This is a genomic window from Bernardetia sp. MNP-M8, assembly GCF_037126285.1.
Taxonomy (GTDB): domain Bacteria; phylum Bacteroidota; class Bacteroidia; order Cytophagales; family Bernardetiaceae; genus Bernardetia.
This window is the reverse complement of sequence record NZ_CP147012.1, coordinates 658,819-677,441: the sequence shown is the minus strand read 5'-3', so window position 1 is coordinate 677,441 and position 18,623 is coordinate 658,819. Positions and strand designations below refer to the sequence as shown.

Genomic DNA, 18,623 nt, shown 5'->3' with positions numbered 1-18,623 from the left:
TAATTACTAATCTTCAATTTCTACGATTACTTCAACTTCTACTGCAAAATTTAGAGGCAATGCGTGCATACTTACTGCACTTCTTGCGTGCCGTCCTTTTTCGCCAAAAACTGAAAACATTAAATCGCTATATCCATTTATCACTTTTGCTTGGTCAATAAAATCGCTTGTACAATGAACCATTCCAAAAGCCTTGACAATTCGTTTTACCTTGCTCAAATCTCCCAATTCGTCTTTTAATACTGCAATATGGTCGATTGCTACTAAACGGGCAGCTTCATTTCCTTGTTCAATAGTCAAGTCTTTGCCAACTTTTCCTGTCACATAGGTTTTGTCTTCTTTAATTGGACCTTTACCAGACAGAAATAATAAATTTCCCGTTCGTACGCAGTTTACATAGCTTGCGATAGGTTGTGAAACTTCGTTTAAAGTAATTGAAAGGTCTTTTAAATTTTGTTCTGGACTCTTATTCATTTTATTTTGTTTCTGTTCTTAATGTAAATTCTTGTCGTGATTTTTTTTAATAACTGCTAACGGTATGGCTTAGGGAATATGGGACTTCTTAGCTCGTCCCTCTCTAAACCTCTAAAAGTTTATTTTATGTTCAAAAGTCTGTGTCAAAACGTTACGCCCATTTTTGCTAAGCCAATGTTAATAGTAGTCATTTTTCTGGTTTAAAACGTTTGTTCTAAAGCAAAAGTACAATTTTTTTTCTGTTAACTATTTCTATTTGTTGGCAAAAAAGACTTGTTATTTAAATTGTAGAGTTTGATTTTAGTTTACTATTTTGATTATCAAGTTTTTATATTGATTTGCTTTTGCAAAAGGTCTAGTATTTCTTTGTTAGAGCAGAGTATCCTTTGTAAAGAAATAAATCCTTTTTGTTTAAATTGTTTACATTTTCTTCTAATAAATCGGACTATTTTTTGAACTTCAATCGCCAAAAATGCAAATTTTAAAAGTTTATTTTCAAATTCTTCTTTATTTTTTGTTCTAGGTTCACTAATTTTTAATACATGTTTGAGTGTTTTGAAAAACTGTTCTATATAGGTTCTATTGAACCAATGTCTTCGTAATGTTTTTGCAAAAACGGTCAAATTTGGGGTATATATAACACTTACTTTTTTTGAGCCATTTAACCTAAAAAATAATAAAACAACTTCTCTTTTTTGGCATTGATAGAACGCTTTTAGACGTAAAGTAAAAGGTGTTTTTTCTTCTTCCTTGAGATGTCTTTGCGCTTCTTGATGTTTTTTTTCTTTTTCTAAAAAAACACGATCTATATATTCTTTTGAGTTTGTTTTTTTATTATTTACTATAATAATATGATTTTTTTTAGGTACACTAATATAAATCAAACTTGTTGATTGGTTGGTACATTCTTCACTCAATGAAACATCACTATAGCCACTATCACAACTAAAATGAATAGAAGGTAATACACTATTTTCTTTAGCTAATTTTTCTTGTAACTTTCCCCAACGATTCACTAATTTTTTAGCTATTTGAATAGGTTCTTTTTTATCAGCTTTTCCTTTTTTTCTAACAAAATCAAAAAATAAAGGATAAAAAACATCTTCAATATATAATCCGAAACAAACCACTTTAAAGCCTAGAGTAGTAGCACGATACTGTCCACTAAAGAAACTTCCAAAATAATCATTTTCTCTACCTAACTCAGAGAGCCATTGACGAAAAATACTGTCATCTAAAACTGCCGTAACTCTTTTTTTTGACCAAATACTACTATCTTTTGAAGCCATTTCTTTCAATAAATGAACCACTTGAGTTTTAAATACATATTCATAAAGTACACGTATTTTGTTGATTGTCAGTTTTTTATACAACTTTTTGTAATTGATGGATACTTGACTACTTGTGATACCAAATTTGACTAAAATACTTTTCAAGGTAGGCAAACCTAGTAACTGACCTAGAAAAAATACAGTTTGCATTTTTTCAAAAAGTAATGTATCAGATTCATCTACATTAGAAATATCTAATTCTGAAAAAGAGTTCTGAAAAAGAGTAGAAGTAGCTGAAAATTCCTGTTCAAAATATTTTTTTGTCAAAGAAACTATTTTTGTGGCTATTTTTTTTTATCATTGTAGTGTATTTTACAAAATCTAATTATTTATTTTGTGGTAAAAACAAATATAGGACTTTTGCAAAATATAATTGCCGTACAGAGTTGATATTCAGCAAAATACGGCAATTTTAAACTCTACAATTTAAATTAAAAAATAAAACCCAAATTTTTTAAAACCATTGTTAGGGTTCGTTGCTTTTTAACAGCCCTTATTAAATGCTTCCCAATCAAAATTAATATTTGTTGGGTATTTTTTATTTATATATTCTTTCAAAATTTGTTCTAAGGTTTGTGAGTCGAAACCATATATTTCGTTTAGTTTTCCATATTCGCTTTTCCAAAGTTCTTTAAATTTTGAGATACCATAATTATCAATTAAAAATTTACAAATAAAAGCACTTTGGGTGTATGCAATTATATCAGGATTTCCATAAAAATCTTCTGACAAATTATCCAAATTAATAAGTTTATTACTTTGAATAAAGTACTTATAAATTTCTTCTAATGAGTATTTAAAACATGTTATATCTGAATATGTTGCTAATCCTTCATTCATCCAAGTTAATGAAGTGGAGGGCGTTCCCCATTTATACATTGTTATCATATGCATCATTTCATGTTTTATTGGCGAACCTGTGTCTTTTAATAAAGTAAAAAACACATCTCTGTTGGGATAAGCCAAACCTTGAGCAGCAATTCCACCATATTTTAACATTTCTTTCTTTGATTTTAAAAATTCAATATCCATTTTATTGTTGAATTCATTTTCACCAATTAATTTTAAATTTTCTTCTATGGATTTTTGACATTCTTCGATTGCTAAATTTCTTCTTTTAATACTCACGTCAGATGAAAAGTAATAAGTAATACTATTTATAGTTTTTGTTTCTATTATAACTTTAGACCACTCTTCTTTGTCGGTGTCTTTTTTATTACTAAAACTATTGTCATTACATGAAATTAATATTAAAATAGTGAAAAAAACAATAATTTTTGTTTTCATGATGTCTTTTAAATTTATTTATTAATGTATTATACACTCCTCTTTTGCAATGACCACTTAATGAAAATGAGGTTTCTTAGTTCATCCTTCACTAAACCTCTAAAAGTGTTCTTTATGCTCAAAAGTCTGTATCAAAATGTTAAGCCAATTTTTCTTGTTCACAAATTTAGTTCTGATACAAAATATTTTGTTGTTAGAGAGCCTTTAGGCAAAAATACAGTTCTTTGAATAAAATAGTTGTTCTCTTTTGGTCTGAACTGTTACTTTTTTTGAAAACGAGTCTTTTTGTGTGAACTATCTTTGCTCTTTAGTTTCCTATGATTACTACTAACGGTGTGGCTTGGCGAAAGTGGATTAATAGCTGCCACTTTTCAGTAAGTAATATACTTAAATAAATGCAAAAACGGTTCGAGTTTTCACTCAAACCGCTATTGCTTATACACCTTGTTGTACGCAGGCTTTATTTTCCGTTTGGTCTGTCAACGTTACCAAACAGCTCTTTGCAACCGCAGGAACGAGGATTGCAATGTGCTGTGACTTTTTAACGAATAGCCTTTATTATTTACTCAAAAATTCATCAATTCTATTTACTGCTTGACTTACAAATTCAGGTTTCCAATACAAATCAAAATGTCCTGCTCCTTCTACTATCATCAGTTCTTTTGAGCCGTTGAGCATATCGTACATTTTTTGAGCACCATCTTTGGTAATGGCTTTGTCTCCATAAATGACTAAAGCAGGAATATCCTCATACAAATCGCAATAGTTAAATACTTGAAAACTTGCCATTCCTTCAATTGACATTGCATTTAGTTTATTGTTCCAATTGTCGCAATATCCACCACCTGGACTATCAGGATTATAATATTCCATCATTCCACGAGCAACTGGTGGTGCTTTGGTTTCATCTGCTTGTTGTTCATTTGCGGGTACAACAGGGATAGTTACAACTTCTCCTGTTTCGTAATAGTGTTGTCTTGCCTTACCACCTTGAGATAACATATATTTACGAACAGCAGCAGATGAACCACCCAACGCTTTTTGGTAACTTTCTCTTGCATCTACATAAGGACTTACAACTGCTAAAGACTTTATTCTTGCATCAGTTGCGGTCGCAAAACCTGCAAATCCTGAACCCATACAAATCCCAAGGTTGTGAACATAGTCTTTGTCAACAAATGGAAGGGTTAATAAATAGCTTACTCCATTTTTAGTATCATCCGCCATATTCCAAGGATTTAAATAGAATGGAATACCTTCACTTTCTCCCCAACCTCTTGGGTCATAAGCCAATGCTACATATCCTTTTTTGCTCAATTCTTCGGCATATAAACCAACTACTTGCTCTTTAACACCTGTAGCTGGAGGTGTTGTTATTACTGTTGTGTATTTTTTTGTAGAGTCAAAGTTTTGTGGTAAGAAAAGTAAAGCAGAAACTTTACTCCCATCACTCATAAAGGTTACTTTGTTTTTACCTGTTTTAAATTCTGATGTATTCATTTCTTTCGATTGTTTTTGTGCAAATGTTTGTCATGTTGCGAAAAGTATTGCAATTATTAAAAATTTAGTGATTGTTTTCATTTGTACGATATTTTTTGTTGTTAATATGATTATTTAGTTTTGAAAATTCCATTATCTACCAATACTTGAAATGAATCTTCCATTGTTTTTTGGAGAGGGATGAAAGTCATACCCAAGTCTTTTTTGATTTTGGAGTTGTCGGCATTAAATGGTACATTCACGTTATTGCGGATGAACTTTTTGGTAAGGTTTTTATTAACCATTGGTCCCACAAACATTAATAACCATTTGGGTGCAGCACTTTTAGAGATAGGATATTGTTGCCCAAATTTAGGTCGTAGTTGTTGGGTCATTTCAAATAAATTAGTGTTGTGACCAAGTGTGATATATCTTCCACTTGCCTCGGGAGTAAATCCTGCTCGGTAATGAGCTTCAGCCACATCTCGTACATCAACAACACCCATACCTACTTTTGGAGCACCTGATTTTAGAGAACCATCTCCCATTTGTTTTAGCATATTAAAACTTTCGGAAGTAGTTGCTTTTGGGTTTAATGGAGGTCCCATAACCATAGACATATTAATGGTCACTAAATCCCATTGGTTTTGGGCATCTGCAATTTCCCAAGCCTTTTTCTCTGCCAATGTTTTGGAATACGAATACGGTTGATAATCTAATGAGGCGGTTTTATTCCATACTTCTTCGGTCAAAATACCTTTGGGTGCATTTACGGTATCAATGGCATCTGTGTAAATTGCGGCACAACTACTGGTATCGACTACACGTTTTACAGATGGTGTTTGTGATGCAGTAGTTAAAACATTTTCAGTTCCTTTTACGGCAGGTTCAATCAATTCTTTTTGTGGGTCTTTTACATTGGTAGTAAATGGCGATGCTGTATGATACACCAATTCGCAACCTTTCATTGCTTCCACATACGAATTTGGAGTCAGCAAATCGGCTTTGAATAGTTTCAGTTCTCCTTTGGTGTTTTTGGCGATGTCTTTTAAATGTCCAACTTTTTTATCGTTTTCAGGATTGCGTACAGCTGCGTGAACAGTTAGTCCTTCTTCCAAAAGTTTTTTTACCAACCAACTGGCTACATAACCATTGGCACCTGATACGAAAACTGGTTTTGCTCTGTCTATTGTTGTCATAATTTTAATATTTTATTGTTTCAATTTGATAGGTCAAAATTAGGTATATTTATTTCACTTTAGTTGCTTTTAAATTTCTAATTGCTTGTCTAAAAATTCCAACAAATAAAAAAAGCAACCGAAATAGGTTGCTTCTAAATATTGATTACGAATAATCTGTTATGCACTTGCTATTTCTGACGGATTTATTCCAAATTCATTTTTGAACGAGCGACTAAAATGGGCCAAGTCTTCAAAACCTACTTCAAGATAAATCTCAGATGCTTTTCTGTTATAAATTGTCATTAGTTGTTTTGCCAATTCCAAGCGTTTTTTCTTAAGCCATTTACTTGGCGAAAGTTGAAATACATCTCTGAAATCTCGGTTAAATGTTGAAAGGCTTCTTCCTGTATTTTTCGCAAAAGTTTCTAAAGGTAAATTGTACATAAAGTTATGTTCCATAAACTGGAACAAATCGGCTTTTTGTGGTTCTGAAAATTCATTAAAAATATGAATCAAGTTTCCGTTATCTTTCAAAATTCCAATGAGAGCTTCTTTGGTTTTTAAACTGATTAGGGTTTGGTCTATTTGTTCAACTCCTGATAAATACACGCTTAACGATTGTTTTAAGCCTTCTAAAATGTAGTTGTTCTTGTACTTGACAATTTGTTCAGTACAAGGCAAAATATTTTCTGGTAGTTCAAAATCTCTGATGATTTCCTTTATAAAATCATCTTGAAGCACAAATACAATATCCTTAAATGATTTTTGGTTCTCATTATGTGTTTTAAGTATTTTGCCCTGTGTATATTTTCTAATTAAGGCAAATTCTCCCTCGTTCACAACATAGGTTTTGTACTCTGTTATAATGGTGTAAACACCTTGCTCAACCATTACCAAGTAGTTTGCTGGGAAGTACATATCTCTCTCAGTGCAAAGTTGCGATTCAATCATTGCAGCAATGTGTAAATTTTCACAACTTATTTGTTTTATGTCTGCTGTAGTCGGTTTCATTTTCTTAAAGTTTAAATTTGACTTTACAAATGTAGCGGTATTTATTTTTATTAACTTGTCTGAAAATGTTAAAACAGTTGATTTTTGCTCTCAATTTAGTTCGTTCAGCGTTGGGAAAAAGCAATGTGTGTGATAGCACTCTTTGCTTTGTGCGTTGGATTTTTAGCTTGCGTACAACGGTGTGGCTTGGCGAAAGTGAGACTTCTTAGCTCCTTCCCTTGCTAAACCTTTAAATTTATTTTATGTTCAAATGTCTGTGTCAAAACGTTAAGCCCATTTTTGCTAAGCCAATGTTATAAGCAGTCCTTTTCTGGTTAGTAAAAATCGTATTCATATCTATAAATTGTTGGTTTTAACTCTTTCTTGTTGAGTGAATTGTATATTTTCCAAGTGTTTTTTTTCATTATTAGACCGTATTGATTGTAACTGTAAATCCTAATAACTTCTCTGTCACACACCCACTTGTCTTCGGTCATTTTAATATCATAGTAACTTGCTTCTTTTATAAGTTGTCCGTCTAAGTTATAGTGCAAACTATCAACAGCATATAAACTAGGACTTTCAGAATGATGAGTTGAGTAATATTTTCTTTCAACAAGTTTGTTATTTCTATTATAAGTGTAGTTGGTAATATTGTATCCACACTTAACAGTATCTATTTTTTCAGTTATTCTACCATAATTATCAAAAGTTTCTTTTACTTGAAAGTTTTCGAACCGACTTGCTTTTATTTTTAGTTTCATCTTAGAACTTATGCTATATTTAGAAACAGTCTTTTTTACAATAGTATCTCCTTTTCGTTTCGTTCTGTAAGGATTCCAGTCATAGTAATGTTGTACTTTGATAATTAAACCTTTCTTCAGTTTGTATTTATAGTCATTAATGAATTTGTGATAAGTGTAATTTATATTAACTTCTTGTGTCTTTTGTCCAATTTCATTATACTTTTCAATATTCGTGTTTGTTGGTAATGCTTTTAATGAGTCGGTAAACCAATCTTCTGTTATTTGTTTAATTTTAAACTTTTTTATAAGAGCATCACTGATTATATTGTCATTGAGTTTGTCTTGCCCAATCAAATTTGATAGTGATGAAAAAGTTAATATTAATGTTAATATGGATGTATATCTTCTTAGCATTGCTTATAACGGTATGGCTTAGCGAATATGGGACTTCTAAGCTCGTCCCTCGCTAAACCTACAAAAGTTTATTTTATGTTCAAATGTCTGTGTCAAAACGTTATGCCCATTTTTGCCAAGCCAATGTTACCAGCTTTAATTTTTTAGTTATAACGCTACGTTTGTCTGCACAAGTACGTTTTTATGTGTAAATATGCAAAGTTCTAGTAAAAAAGTACAGTTCTTAAAAAGCTTTTAGACAAAACATAATTCTCTGAATACTAAATTTGTTTTTATTTTTCTGAAAAATGACAAGTTTTTAAAAAGTGCTTGTTGCAATGAATTATTTTTATTCTTTTTCGTGTTTCAGCTAGAAAACATTTTCATTTCGTAGGCTATGACTTTTTAGCCATCGTTACCAACTTTATTTATTTCTTTATAGAATAAAGTATTTTTCAAATATTCTTTTGTCAGTTTTTCATCAAAGTAGGGATAGACTTTCACATCAATCTCATAAATACTTAAACGAATTCCTTTATCTATGATTTGCAAATTGTTAATTGATTTATCTAACTCTTTAAAAAAAGAGTTTTCCCGTTCATATTTCTTTACTAGGTTTATTATTTTCTGACTTGCATAATTACTTGCTTTTGGTGATTCAGTTAATGCGTGAGGAAGTAATACAACAATTGCACTATCTGTTTGGTTCAATTTGTCGTAGCAATCAGAAATATTAGAGGCTAATTTGATTTTATTCAACTTCAAATCAGTTCCTGATGTGTTATAGTATGGATATTTTTTGTCAGCTAGTTTGTAAAAATTCAATGCGTCAGAATAGTTGTTGTTGTTGTAATGAATCACACCAATATTCATTGCTGCGTAATGTTTAAAATTGGTATTAGTTTCAAAAATTCCACGAGAATGGTCTTTTTCTGAATCATCAAGGTTTTTATCATCAAGGACTTTCATAAACCATTCTATAGCCATTTTTGTAGAGTCTATCTCTTGATAAATAGTAGGTATGTTATAAAGGTTTCGTCCATATTGTTCAGATTTTGGATAATCTTTTACTAATTCTTTGAAAATTAGAAGAGCTTCATATTTTTCTCCTTTCTCATAGTGAGCAAAAGCCAATTCAGCTTTTTTCATCATCTTCTTTTGTCCGAAAACTGAAAATGAAATCAGTATAAATGATATGGTTAGTAAATTTTTCATCTTATTGCTGGTAACGGTGTGGCTTGGCGAATATGGGACTTCTTAGCTCGTTCCTCGCTAAACCTTAAAAAGTTTATTTATTGTTCAAAAGTCTGTGTCAAAACGTTACGCCCATTTTTGCTAAGCCAATGTTGCCTGCAGTGCTTCTTCGTTTCTATAAGTTCAAAAATTGTTTTACAGTTTTCTCAAATTTATGAAATTCTTGAAATGGAAAATCTTTCTGTCTGTTTTCTGAAAACTGCTTGTCTTGCAATAAAAAATGTGTTTTTTGTAATTGAAAATAAAAAATAGAAATTAACTGTTTTACTTTTATCTCAAAAGTAACCATTAAATCGTATTTTTTTGGTTCTTCGTAAAATGATTCTCCGAATTCATTAATTGAAACTATGACCTTGTCCTGTTGTGTCATAATTTTGTTAATTTCAAATCTACATCCACCTGGTTCACCATACCAATAAAAAGTTATATCTTTTTGTCCATTAATTAAATTTGATAACGCTTGGATTAAGTCTAAATATGGTTCACTAAAAACGTGAGTTATAGTAAATTCAAAAGTCTTGTTTCTTATAAATAGAAAACAAGAACTCCAACCGTGTGAATTTAATGTCAGTAAAATATCAATGTTGTCAGTTTGCTCTATTTTATTATAGTTAGTCATAGCATTGCAGGCAACGGTATGGCTTGGCGAAAGTGGGATTTCTAAGCTCCTTCCCTCGTTAAACCTTGAAAAGTTTATTTTTATGTTCGAATGTCTGTGTCAAAACGTTAAGCCCATTTTTGCTAAGCCAATGTTAGTGGCATTTTTATTGCTTGTCTAACAGATTGAGTTGTCTTATAAACTCAGTAATATCCACTTGAAATTGTTTTGTGTATTTTCCGAAGTAGATATCAATATGAGGATAGTTTTCTATTGAACAACCTAGTGCATTACATAGAGTTTCATTTCCTATTTGATCTCCAAATTTACCATTTCCTCCTATCGTAAAGTTAAGCTTTAACTGAAAATCTCCATTAGGTCGGCAAATTGTCCAGTAGTCCGAATAGACATCAAGATTGTACTCAGATAAAACTATCCATTTTGAGGTTTCAAGTTTTGATTTTAATAATTCTAAATGTGCTTTACCCATAGTCATTTTCTATCTCTAATTGCCACTAACTTGTTTATAAACGCAACTGCGTTCAATTATTTTAAATAGTTTCGTTTATATTCGCTCTATCTGAACTCGGTTTTCCCAACATAATGAAGTTATCAGCGATGATTTCAGTAACATATTTCTTGTTTCCGTCCTTATCCTCATAACTACGTGTTTTGATTTTTCCCTCCAAATAAATCGAACTTCCTTTTTTCAAATACTTTCCTGCAATCTCTGCCAATGAACGCCAAACAATAATATTGTGCCATTCGGTTTGAGTTTGTTTGACTCCTTCACTATCTTTGTAGGATTCACTCGTCGCCAATGAAACTTTAACTAAAGTAATTCCTCCTTCAAGCGTTTGAACTTCTGGGTCTTTACCTAAATTTCCAATTAAAGTTACTTTATTTAATCCTTGCATTGTATTTTGATTGTAAAGGAGTGTTTTTTTCAAAAAAAGCAAAATATATTTTATATATCCAAATCATCTAATGGATTTTTTATTTTATCAAAACCTTTTGTAGTTACATGGGTATAAATCTCTGTTGTTTTGCTGCTTTGATGTCCTAATAAGACTTGAATGTAACGCAAATCCGTACCATTTTCTAATAAATGAGTAGCAAAAGAATGTCGCAAGGTGTGCATTGTTACCTTTTTATTTATATTAGCTTTTTTGGTCGCTTTTTTCAAAATCATTTGCAAACTTCGTACAAAATAAGGCACAATTTTTCCGTCTGAACTTTGCCCTTCAAAAAGCCATTCAATAGGTTTATACTTAATGTAATATTGTCTTAATAAAATTAATATTTTTTCAGAAAGAAGTGTATAACGGTCTTTTTTTCCTTTGCTTTGTGCTACTCGTATTTGCTTTCTTTGCGAATCAATATCTTGTATTTTGAGATTGATAACTTCACTTACTCTCAAACCAGCCGAATAAGTGAGCATAATCATTGTTTTATGTTTCAGGTTTGTAATTTTGCTGATAATTAATTGTACTTCTTCCTTACTCAAAATGGTTGGTAATGTACGTTCTTTTTGTGGTCGGTCTAAATAAATAGTTATTCTTTTTCCACCCAAAACACGCTCATAGTAAAATTTAATGGCATTGATAGCTTGGTTTTGATAGGAAATAGATACTTTTCGCTCCGAAACCAAATAACGTATAAATTCTATAGTTTCCACCTGCCCCACTGTTGTGATGTCTTTTTTATTATGAAAATTGATAAATTCCTCAAAAAGAGAAGTATAGGTTTTGAGTGTATTCGGGCTGTACCTCAACTCATTCAATTTTTATTTTTCCTTTCTGCCATCCTTTGGGTAGATATAGATTGATTCCTGTTTCATTTTCAACATCTATTAAGTTGTTTCTTAGATCAATGCTTCTAAGTCCTATCTTAGCTCTATTGTTATTTACAGATTCAAGAATAATTTTATCTGGAATAGTTCCAAGAAATCCATAAGATGTTAATTCATGATTGTTTAAAGCTGCTATTCGCCAGTCTTCTATTTGAGCTAATTCATATGGTGATATTTCACCTTTTGTCAAAGCATTCAACAATTTTGGCTTTAATTGAGTATATATAGTATCTTTAGAATTGTAATTCACAGAGATTGAATTATGATGACTTAAAATCACTGACGACCATACGTTATTCCCTATAAGTTGTTCACTTGGAAAACCATATTTATTTATGATTTGCTCCAGTTTTCCTATCTGATGTTCGCTATGAGGTGCAAATTTTTTTTCAGAATACCTTCTTTTAGATTTTTGCCCAATTCTAAGTAATGCTCCAAATGCTTTTTTCTGATCTTTTTTAATCATTTCATGTACTTGTTCTTTTATCTGAAAGTTCAGTTTCGATAAGTATATTTTATGAAGGGAATCATAAGCTGATATGATTTGAACCCATTCTCCTTGTTCTTTTAAAGATTGTAAGTTGTCATTTTTGTTGATGCTTTCCAGTGTCCAACCAGCCTTTATCCCAAGGCTAGTGAACTTCAATGCTGATTTATAATCTTTTTCAAATACACTGAGTTCAGTAGCAACTTTGATATCTCTTAAAAATAAAAAATCAAACTTTTTAAATAGTGAATCAAATAGACTAATTGCAGAAGTGTATTCTCCTTCAACAATTAGCTGTTCGCATTCGATAACCTTCAAATGATAGTTCAGGTAGTTTTCTTGAGCAGTACTTTTAGTAGAAAATAAAAGATAACATATCAGAATAATAGTAAGGGAAAGTTTTGTCATCAATAGAGAAGTGTTTTGTAATAGTTGCTAACTTATTAATAAATGCGACTGCGTTCAATTATTTTTACAAAGGTTTCGTTTATGACAGAGTTTGTAATAAATGGCAAATGAAATTTTATGTAGTTGCATTTCATTTACCATTCATCATTCACAATGCAAAAAATTACGCTTTTTTCAAACCTAATTCTATCAAACGCTCATTCAAAAACTCTCCTGCTGTGATGTCTTCAAACTGTTTTGGGTTTTGTGCATCAACACAGTTATCCAAACAACTCAAATCCATTTCCGAACGTGGGTGCATAAAAAACGGAATCGAATAACGAGAAGTATTCATTTTGTCTTTTGGAGGATTAACTACTCTGTGAATCGTAGATTTTAGTTTGTTGTTTGTCAAACGAGAAAGCATATCGCCAACATTTACAACTACTTGCTCAGGAAGCGCAGTAATCGGAATCCATTTGTCATCACGACGCAAAACCTGCAAACCGTCAGCACTTGCACCCATCAGCAGCGTAATCAAATTGATGTCGCCATGAGCAGCAGCACGAACAGCATCAGGAGCTAATTCTTCTGGATTCGGAATTGGAAAATAATGGATTGCTCTCAAAATACTATTTCCATTATGAATTTTATTATCAAAATAATGTTCTTCTAAACCCAAATACAAAGCAGCAGCTTGTAAAAGTTCTTTACCCGAATTTTCTAAAGTTTGATAGGCGTGAGTTGTATATTTTTCAAACTCAGGAGTTTCATTTGGAAAAATATTATCAGGATATTCCATCAAAGCCGAATCAGTAGCTTTGTCTTTTTCCTCAAAAATTTGTCCGACGTGATAAAATTCTTTCAAGTCAGGCGTTTTGAAACCCTTAGCCGTTTCTCTTCCTTTGCTGATATAACCACGCTGACCTGCAAGAGCCAAGTTTTCGTATTTGCGTTTGGTATCTTCTTCTAACTGGAAAAAATCTTGTACCGAACTGTACAATTTATCTCTATCGTCATCTGCCAAACCGTGATTTTTGACAGCTACAAAACCAATATTTTCCCACGCTTTGCCAAGTTCTTGTACAAATTTTGCTTTGCGCTCTCCACCTGCTCTAAAGTCTGCCAAATCTACCGACGGAACTTCATCATATAAAATATCGCTCATAGTATTTTTTTATTTATTGATTTAAAAGGAAATTTTTAGTAAAATAATGAAATCTTTGTGCATTTTCAAAATTGAAAAAATATAAAAAACATTTCAATAAATAAGGAAACCAACTAAAGGATGCGTATTTTTGCAACTTCTATCAGAATCTATCATCCGTATTTATATAAAAAATGAAAAATCCTTTTTGGAAATATGCTTTTTTAACGGCTGCAACAATGGCTGTTGGCGTGCTTTTACTTAATGTTACTCTTCATTTGCTTGGCAAAAATCCATTTAGAGAAGCTGAGTTTATGTTTATGCCGATTTACTTTGGACTTCTAGTGTGGGGGATGTTTCGTTACAGAAGAGAAATTATGAAAGGCTATTTAGAAGGCTGGCGAGCAATTAGTTTTGGTCTTTTGGCTAATTTTGTAGCTATTGTTTTGTATTGTGGACTTTTATATGGTTTTCTTCGTACTATTCCTGAGGCTTTAGAAAAACATCAAATTGAAGTAGATGCTTATAATATAGCTCTAAAAGAAGGAGCAAAAGCGCACATGGAAGAATCAGAAGAATTAAGTGGGTTGCTTTTAGAAGCCTCAAAAAAGAATGAGCGAATTACACCTGCTGTAATGGCAATAGATAAATTCTTCAAAATGGGAACTATTGGTTTTGTAATTGTAATGGTAGCTGGTCTTTTTATGATGAAGAGAAAACCAGAGAATGAAATTGTGAATGGTAAATGATTAATTGTGAATGGTACTATTTAAAGAATTATGTATTCATTTATCACTTATAATTTACAATTCACCATTTAAGAGTTTTCCATCATTTAACTGTATTACATTATCAATAATTGGATGATTTTTTAGCCATTCGTCATGAGTGGTTAGAATTATTGTTTGTCCGTTTGCTTTTAGTTTTTCAAAAACCTCAAAAACTTCTATGGCATTTTTTCTGTCTAAATGGGAAGTTGGTTCGTCAGCAAAAAGAATGGCAGGTTTTCGTATTAATGCCCTTGCAATTGCTGTGCGTTGGAGTTCGCCACCTGAAAGAATATCTATTTTTTGATTTAATTTATGCGAAATTTGAGCTAAAGTAGCAGCTTCTTTACTCATTGTTTCCATTTTTTTGGAAGAATAATTTAAAGGAAGCAGAGGAAGGATAATATTTTGCTCAACGCTAAGTCCTTGAATAAGATTGAAATGTTGGAATACGATTCCTATATGTTCTCTTCTAAACTGTGTCAAAAATTTCTCTGACCAGTGCGAAACATTTTCTTCCAAACAAATATAACTCCCCGAAGTCGGTTTTGTAAGTCCAGCCAAAATACTAATCAGAGTAGTTTTTCCAGAACCTGATGAGCCTTTCAAAAGCGTACAACTTCCTTTTTTTATAGACAAAGAAATATCAGACAAAGCGACAAATTCATTGCTTTTTCCTTTATTGAATATTTTATTGAGATTTTGGGTTTGGAGAGCGAGCATTTTTGTTTTTATCTTGTAATGTGATAGTTCTAATTTATGTTTTTTAATTGTAAATTAGCTGCTCACAAAAATACTCTTTAATTCATGAACAAAATAATATACTTCTTTTTTTTCTTTTTGATTTTTAGCTGTAAATCATCTTCGCCACCTCCTTTACCTCACGAAATAAAAAGACCTTTATCAGTTTGGGAATTAGAAATAAAAAATCTAATTGATAATAAATTATCAGAATCTACTAGATTGATTGTACAAAAAATGACAGCATATAATATAATTACAAGCTCTCATATTTCATATAGTGCAATACCTTCGGAACAATGGAAAAATTTTGAAGAGTTGAAAAAACAAGCAAGTAGTGAAGAATTAATTTTGCTTATGGATTATCCAAACTCAAGTGTTAAAGGTTATACTTTTTTATGCTTGTTAGAGAGAAAAGAGCTTGATGTTTATCCTATCCTAAAAAAACATTATTATGATACTAATTTGGTTACTATGCAGGAGGGTTGCATAATTTATAGAGATAGAATAGGAAATTTTTTTGTAGAAAATTCTATTGCTAGTAAGCGAATTAAAGAAAATGAAGTAGATTCTCTAAAGAAAATTGCTTTATATGACAAAAAATACCAAATGAGCTATAAAAACGAATTGCTTATTCAAATAGAACCTAATGAAACAGATTATGAAAGAATAAGAGAAATTGCTATAGTAGAAAGAAATCCTATTGCTGTTTTAGCTTTATCAAAATATAAACAAGACCAAGACAAAGAACTTATAAAAAGTCTTATCAATAATGAACAAACAAGGTATTTTGGTATTCGTTGTGTAATACATTTTCCAGATACTGAATTTTTTCCTCTTTTAGAATCTTATCATGATGAAGAAATAAAAAAAAGAACAGATTTTAGTTATACTACATACAGAGTTTTGTATAAAGCGATTGTTCAATATCAAAATCAAGAATCTATTTATTTATTGAAAAAAACGCTTACAAAAGCTACAAATAGTGCAAGTGAGTATCATAAAAAATACATTTGGATAGCATTAACTAAATATCCTAACTCAATTTACAATGAAATTTTCAATCAACTAGATGCTGAAATAAAACAAGATTCTCTATCTGAATTATATTTGCAAGAAATAGAAATAGACTAATTTGTTCCTGTAAATCATCAATCATACAAAATTACTAAAATGAAAAAATGGCTTTCTCCTGTTACTTTAGAAGGAAATTTAGTGCAACTAATTCCTCTTTCACGTTCTCATAAAAAAGAACTTTTAGAGGCTACATCTGATGGAGAGTTATGGAACTTGTGGTTTACTTCTGTTCCTTCTCAAGAAAAAATGGATATTTATTTAGATTTTGCTTTTTCAGAACAAGAAGCAAATAGAGCTTTGCCTTTTGCTATTATTGACAAAAAAACAGGGAAAATAATTGGCTCTACTCGTTTTTGTAATGTTGTAGAATCTAATAAAAGAGTAGAAATTGGTTATACGTGGTACTCAAAAAGCTATCAAAGAACAGGAATAAATACCGAATGCAAATATTTATTGTTGCAATATGCTTTTGAAAAATTAGAATGTATTGCTGTGGAGTTTCGCACAAGTTGGCACAACCAAGCATCAAGAAAAGCAATAGCAAGACTAGGCGCAAAACAAGATGGCATTTTGAGAAATCATCAAATTGCTTCAAATGGAACGTTGAGAGATACAGTTGTTTTTTCGATTATCAATATTGAATGGCAAGGTGTGAAAAAACTATTGGACTTTGAGATGAGTAGGAAAAGGTAACAATTAGAATCTAAACTCTAACTAGACATGCTGTTATTATAAGTAAATGAGTAGAATTAAATATAACTAAAAATACAGTAACTTATTGGTAAATGATTTATATGATTTTGTATTATCCTGTAATTATCATAGTAATCATATAAATCACTCGCTAATCATTTATTACTTATATTTAATTCTGTTCAAGGACTTATTTACTTCAATTCCAACAAAACCACATTTTCCACATGATGTGTCTGTGGAAACATATCAACAGGTTGAATGGCTTTTACAGCATATTTTTCATCCAAAAGCTGCAAATCTCGTGCTTGTGTAGCTGGATTACAACTCACATAAACAATGCGTTTTGCTCCAATTCTCAAAAGCATATTGATTACATCTGGGTGCATTCCTGCTCGTGGTGGGTCGGTCAAAATTACATCTGGACGAGCGTGTTTATTCAAAAACTCTTCATTCAAAACATCTTTCATGTCGCCTGCATAAAAAAGTGTATTATCAATTCCATTTAATTTAGAATTGATTTTTGCATCTTCAATGGCTGGTTCGATATATTCTACTCCAATTACTTGTTTGGCTTGTTTGGCTACAAAGTTTGCTATTGTTCCTGTTCCTGTATAAAGGTCATAAACGACTTCATCGCCTGTAAGCTGTGCAAAATCTCTAGTAATTTTGTATAAATTATACGCTTGAATAGAGTTAGTTTGATAGAATGATTTAGCTTGAATTCTGAATTCTAATCCTTCCATCGTTTCAGTAATATAATCTTTTCCAGCAAAACAAACAATATCCAAATCTTGGAAAGTATCATTCCTCTTTGTGTTTACAACATATTGTAAAGATGTAATCTCAGGAAAAGAGGTCTTTATAAATTGCATTAACTTTTCTACCTCTTCATTAAATGCTGTAACCTGTAACATAACCATCAAATCTGATGTTGTCTGAGAATTTCGAATCATCAAATTTCTCAACAGACCTTCAAAAGCCATTACATTATAAAATTCTAAATCATGTTCTCTAGCATATTTATTGACTGCCAAACGAATAGAATTTGAAGGCTCGGCTTGTAGATAACATTCGTTCAGATCTACAAGTTTGTCATAACGCCCTGGAATATGAAAACCCAAAGCACGATTATCAAAATCTTGTCCTGTTGCTATTTGTTCGCTGGTAAGCCAACGACGAGAAGAAAATGTAAATTCTAATTTATTTCTATAAAACCTAGTGTTTTCTGATGCTAGAATAGGTGTTATTTTTGGTAATTCGATTTTTGCAAGACGTTCTAAATTATCTTTTACTTGCTTTTCTTTATAAAAAAGCTGTCTTTCATAGCTCAAATGTTGCCATTTACAACCTCCACAAATCCCAAAGTGCTGACAAAAAGGTTCTACTCTTTCATCAGAATAAGAATGAAATTTTACAACTGTGCCTTCCCAATAACTTTTTCGTTGCTTTGTGATTCGTAAATCGACCACATCTTTAGGAACTACTCCTGTAACAAAAACAACTCTTCCTTCTGCTTCTTCTGGTCTTGCAATACATTTTCCTTCTGCTCCTGCATCAAGAATGACAACGTTTTCTATAATTCGATTTTTATTTTTTCTTCTTCCCATATTTACTATTCTGATAATATTTTACTTGTATTGCATCAAAGCTCACAGTATATTTTTGCTATTTTGATTGTTTTTAATTTCAATGTACAAAGTTAGGAAAAATAAAATAGCTGTATTAAAGTTTTTCAT

Annotated in this window: 20 protein-coding genes; 4 read left to right on the top strand and 16 right to left on the bottom strand. The window is 31.3% G+C overall.

Features of this window, described 5'->3' with window-relative positions; translation table 11 throughout:
- Positions 1 to 6: 6 nt before the first annotated feature.
- From V9L04_RS02985 to V9L04_RS02960, 6 genes are all read right to left on the bottom strand, one after another.
- A complete protein-coding gene (locus V9L04_RS02985; protein ID WP_338792584.1) occupies positions 7 to 474 on the bottom strand; it encodes a RidA family protein in 468 nt (155 codons plus the stop codon).
- A gap of 320 nt (positions 475 to 794) precedes the next feature.
- The gene (locus V9L04_RS02980) at positions 795 to 2,072 is read right to left on the bottom strand and encodes a hypothetical protein (protein ID WP_338791902.1); all 1,278 of its coding nucleotides are present in this window, start codon (positions 2,070 to 2,072) and stop codon (positions 795 to 797) included.
- A gap of 216 nt (positions 2,073 to 2,288) precedes the next feature.
- Positions 2,289 to 3,092, bottom strand: coding sequence for a hypothetical protein (locus V9L04_RS02975; protein ID WP_338792583.1), 804 nt, complete (start codon positions 3,090 to 3,092; stop codon positions 2,289 to 2,291).
- Between the two features lie 558 nt (positions 3,093 to 3,650).
- Complete coding sequence (locus tag V9L04_RS02970) at positions 3,651 to 4,592, bottom strand: alpha/beta hydrolase (protein WP_338792582.1); 942 nt, start codon at positions 4,590 to 4,592, stop codon at positions 3,651 to 3,653.
- Positions 4,593 to 4,702: 110 nt separating this feature from the next.
- Positions 4,703 to 5,770, bottom strand: a complete 1,068-nt coding sequence (locus V9L04_RS02965; protein WP_338792581.1) for an NAD-dependent epimerase/dehydratase family protein — start codon at positions 5,768 to 5,770, stop codon at positions 4,703 to 4,705.
- Positions 5,771 to 5,929: 159 nt separating this feature from the next.
- Positions 5,930 to 6,763, bottom strand: coding sequence for an AraC family transcriptional regulator (locus tag V9L04_RS02960; protein ID WP_338792580.1), 834 nt, complete (start codon positions 6,761 to 6,763; stop codon positions 5,930 to 5,932).
- Positions 6,764 to 6,828: 65 nt separating this feature from the next.
- On the opposite strand from V9L04_RS02960, the gene V9L04_RS02955 reads away from it, so the two are divergent.
- Positions 6,829 to 6,972, top strand: a complete 144-nt coding sequence (locus V9L04_RS02955; RefSeq protein WP_338792579.1) for a hypothetical protein — start codon at positions 6,829 to 6,831, stop codon at positions 6,970 to 6,972.
- A gap of 105 nt (positions 6,973 to 7,077) precedes the next feature.
- Here V9L04_RS02955 and V9L04_RS02950 read toward each other — a convergent pair whose 3' ends face one another.
- From V9L04_RS02950 to V9L04_RS02915, 8 genes are all read right to left on the bottom strand, one after another.
- On the bottom strand, positions 7,078 to 7,842 hold the full coding sequence (locus V9L04_RS02950; RefSeq protein ID WP_338792578.1) for a hypothetical protein: 765 nt from the start codon (positions 7,840 to 7,842) through the stop codon (positions 7,078 to 7,080).
- 444 nt (positions 7,843 to 8,286) lie between these two features.
- The gene (locus tag V9L04_RS02945; protein WP_338792577.1) at positions 8,287 to 9,096 is read right to left on the bottom strand and encodes a tetratricopeptide repeat protein; all 810 of its coding nucleotides are present in this window, start codon (positions 9,094 to 9,096) and stop codon (positions 8,287 to 8,289) included.
- A 154-nt stretch (positions 9,097 to 9,250) separates the two neighbouring features.
- Entirely contained in the window at positions 9,251 to 9,754 is a 504-nt protein-coding gene (locus V9L04_RS02940) for a hypothetical protein (RefSeq protein WP_338792576.1), read from the bottom strand.
- Positions 9,755 to 9,899: 145 nt separating this feature from the next.
- On the bottom strand, positions 9,900 to 10,223 hold the full coding sequence (locus V9L04_RS02935; RefSeq protein ID WP_338792575.1) for a hypothetical protein: 324 nt from the start codon (positions 10,221 to 10,223) through the stop codon (positions 9,900 to 9,902).
- A gap of 61 nt (positions 10,224 to 10,284) precedes the next feature.
- The gene (ssb, locus tag V9L04_RS02930; protein ID WP_338792574.1) at positions 10,285 to 10,683 is read right to left on the bottom strand and encodes a single-stranded DNA-binding protein; all 399 of its coding nucleotides are present in this window, start codon (positions 10,681 to 10,683) and stop codon (positions 10,285 to 10,287) included.
- A gap of 17 nt (positions 10,684 to 10,700) precedes the next feature.
- Positions 10,701 to 11,516 (bottom strand): site-specific integrase, encoded by an 816-nt coding sequence (locus tag V9L04_RS02925; RefSeq protein WP_338792573.1) that lies wholly within the window; start codon positions 11,514 to 11,516, stop codon positions 10,701 to 10,703.
- Entirely contained in the window at positions 11,509 to 12,480 is a 972-nt protein-coding gene (locus tag V9L04_RS02920) for a hypothetical protein (RefSeq protein WP_338792572.1), read from the bottom strand. The genes V9L04_RS02925 and V9L04_RS02920 overlap by 8 nt, the downstream gene beginning before the upstream one ends.
- A 163-nt stretch (positions 12,481 to 12,643) precedes the next feature.
- Positions 12,644 to 13,627, bottom strand: a complete 984-nt coding sequence (locus V9L04_RS02915; RefSeq protein WP_338792571.1) for a 2-oxoglutarate and iron-dependent oxygenase domain-containing protein — start codon at positions 13,625 to 13,627, stop codon at positions 12,644 to 12,646.
- Between the two features lie 173 nt (positions 13,628 to 13,800).
- Between V9L04_RS02915 and V9L04_RS02910 the strand changes: the two genes are divergently transcribed.
- Positions 13,801 to 14,355 carry a DUF4199 domain-containing protein gene (locus V9L04_RS02910; RefSeq protein WP_338792570.1) on the top strand — a complete coding sequence of 185 codons (555 nt, stop codon included), beginning with the start codon at positions 13,801 to 13,803 and terminating at the stop codon, positions 14,353 to 14,355.
- 54 nt (positions 14,356 to 14,409) lie between these two features.
- Here V9L04_RS02910 and V9L04_RS02905 read toward each other — a convergent pair whose 3' ends face one another.
- On the bottom strand, positions 14,410 to 15,096 hold the full coding sequence (locus V9L04_RS02905) for an ABC transporter ATP-binding protein (protein WP_338792569.1): 687 nt from the start codon (positions 15,094 to 15,096) through the stop codon (positions 14,410 to 14,412).
- Positions 15,097 to 15,180: 84 nt separating this feature from the next.
- Here V9L04_RS02905 and V9L04_RS02900 point away from each other — a divergent pair, with 84 nt between their 5' ends.
- Positions 15,181 to 16,248: a hypothetical protein gene (locus tag V9L04_RS02900; protein ID WP_338792568.1), complete on the top strand. Its 1,068-nt coding sequence runs from the start codon at positions 15,181 to 15,183 to the stop codon at positions 16,246 to 16,248.
- 39 nt (positions 16,249 to 16,287) lie between these two features.
- The gene (locus tag V9L04_RS02895) at positions 16,288 to 16,884 is read left to right on the top strand and encodes a GNAT family protein (protein WP_338792567.1); all 597 of its coding nucleotides are present in this window, start codon (positions 16,288 to 16,290) and stop codon (positions 16,882 to 16,884) included.
- A gap of 194 nt (positions 16,885 to 17,078) precedes the next feature.
- Here the strand turns inward: V9L04_RS02895 and rlmD are convergent, their stop codons facing one another.
- A complete protein-coding gene (gene rlmD, locus V9L04_RS02890) occupies positions 17,079 to 18,494 on the bottom strand; it encodes a 23S rRNA (uracil(1939)-C(5))-methyltransferase RlmD (RefSeq protein WP_338792566.1) in 1,416 nt (471 codons plus the stop codon).
- Positions 18,495 to 18,623 lie beyond the last annotated feature (129 nt).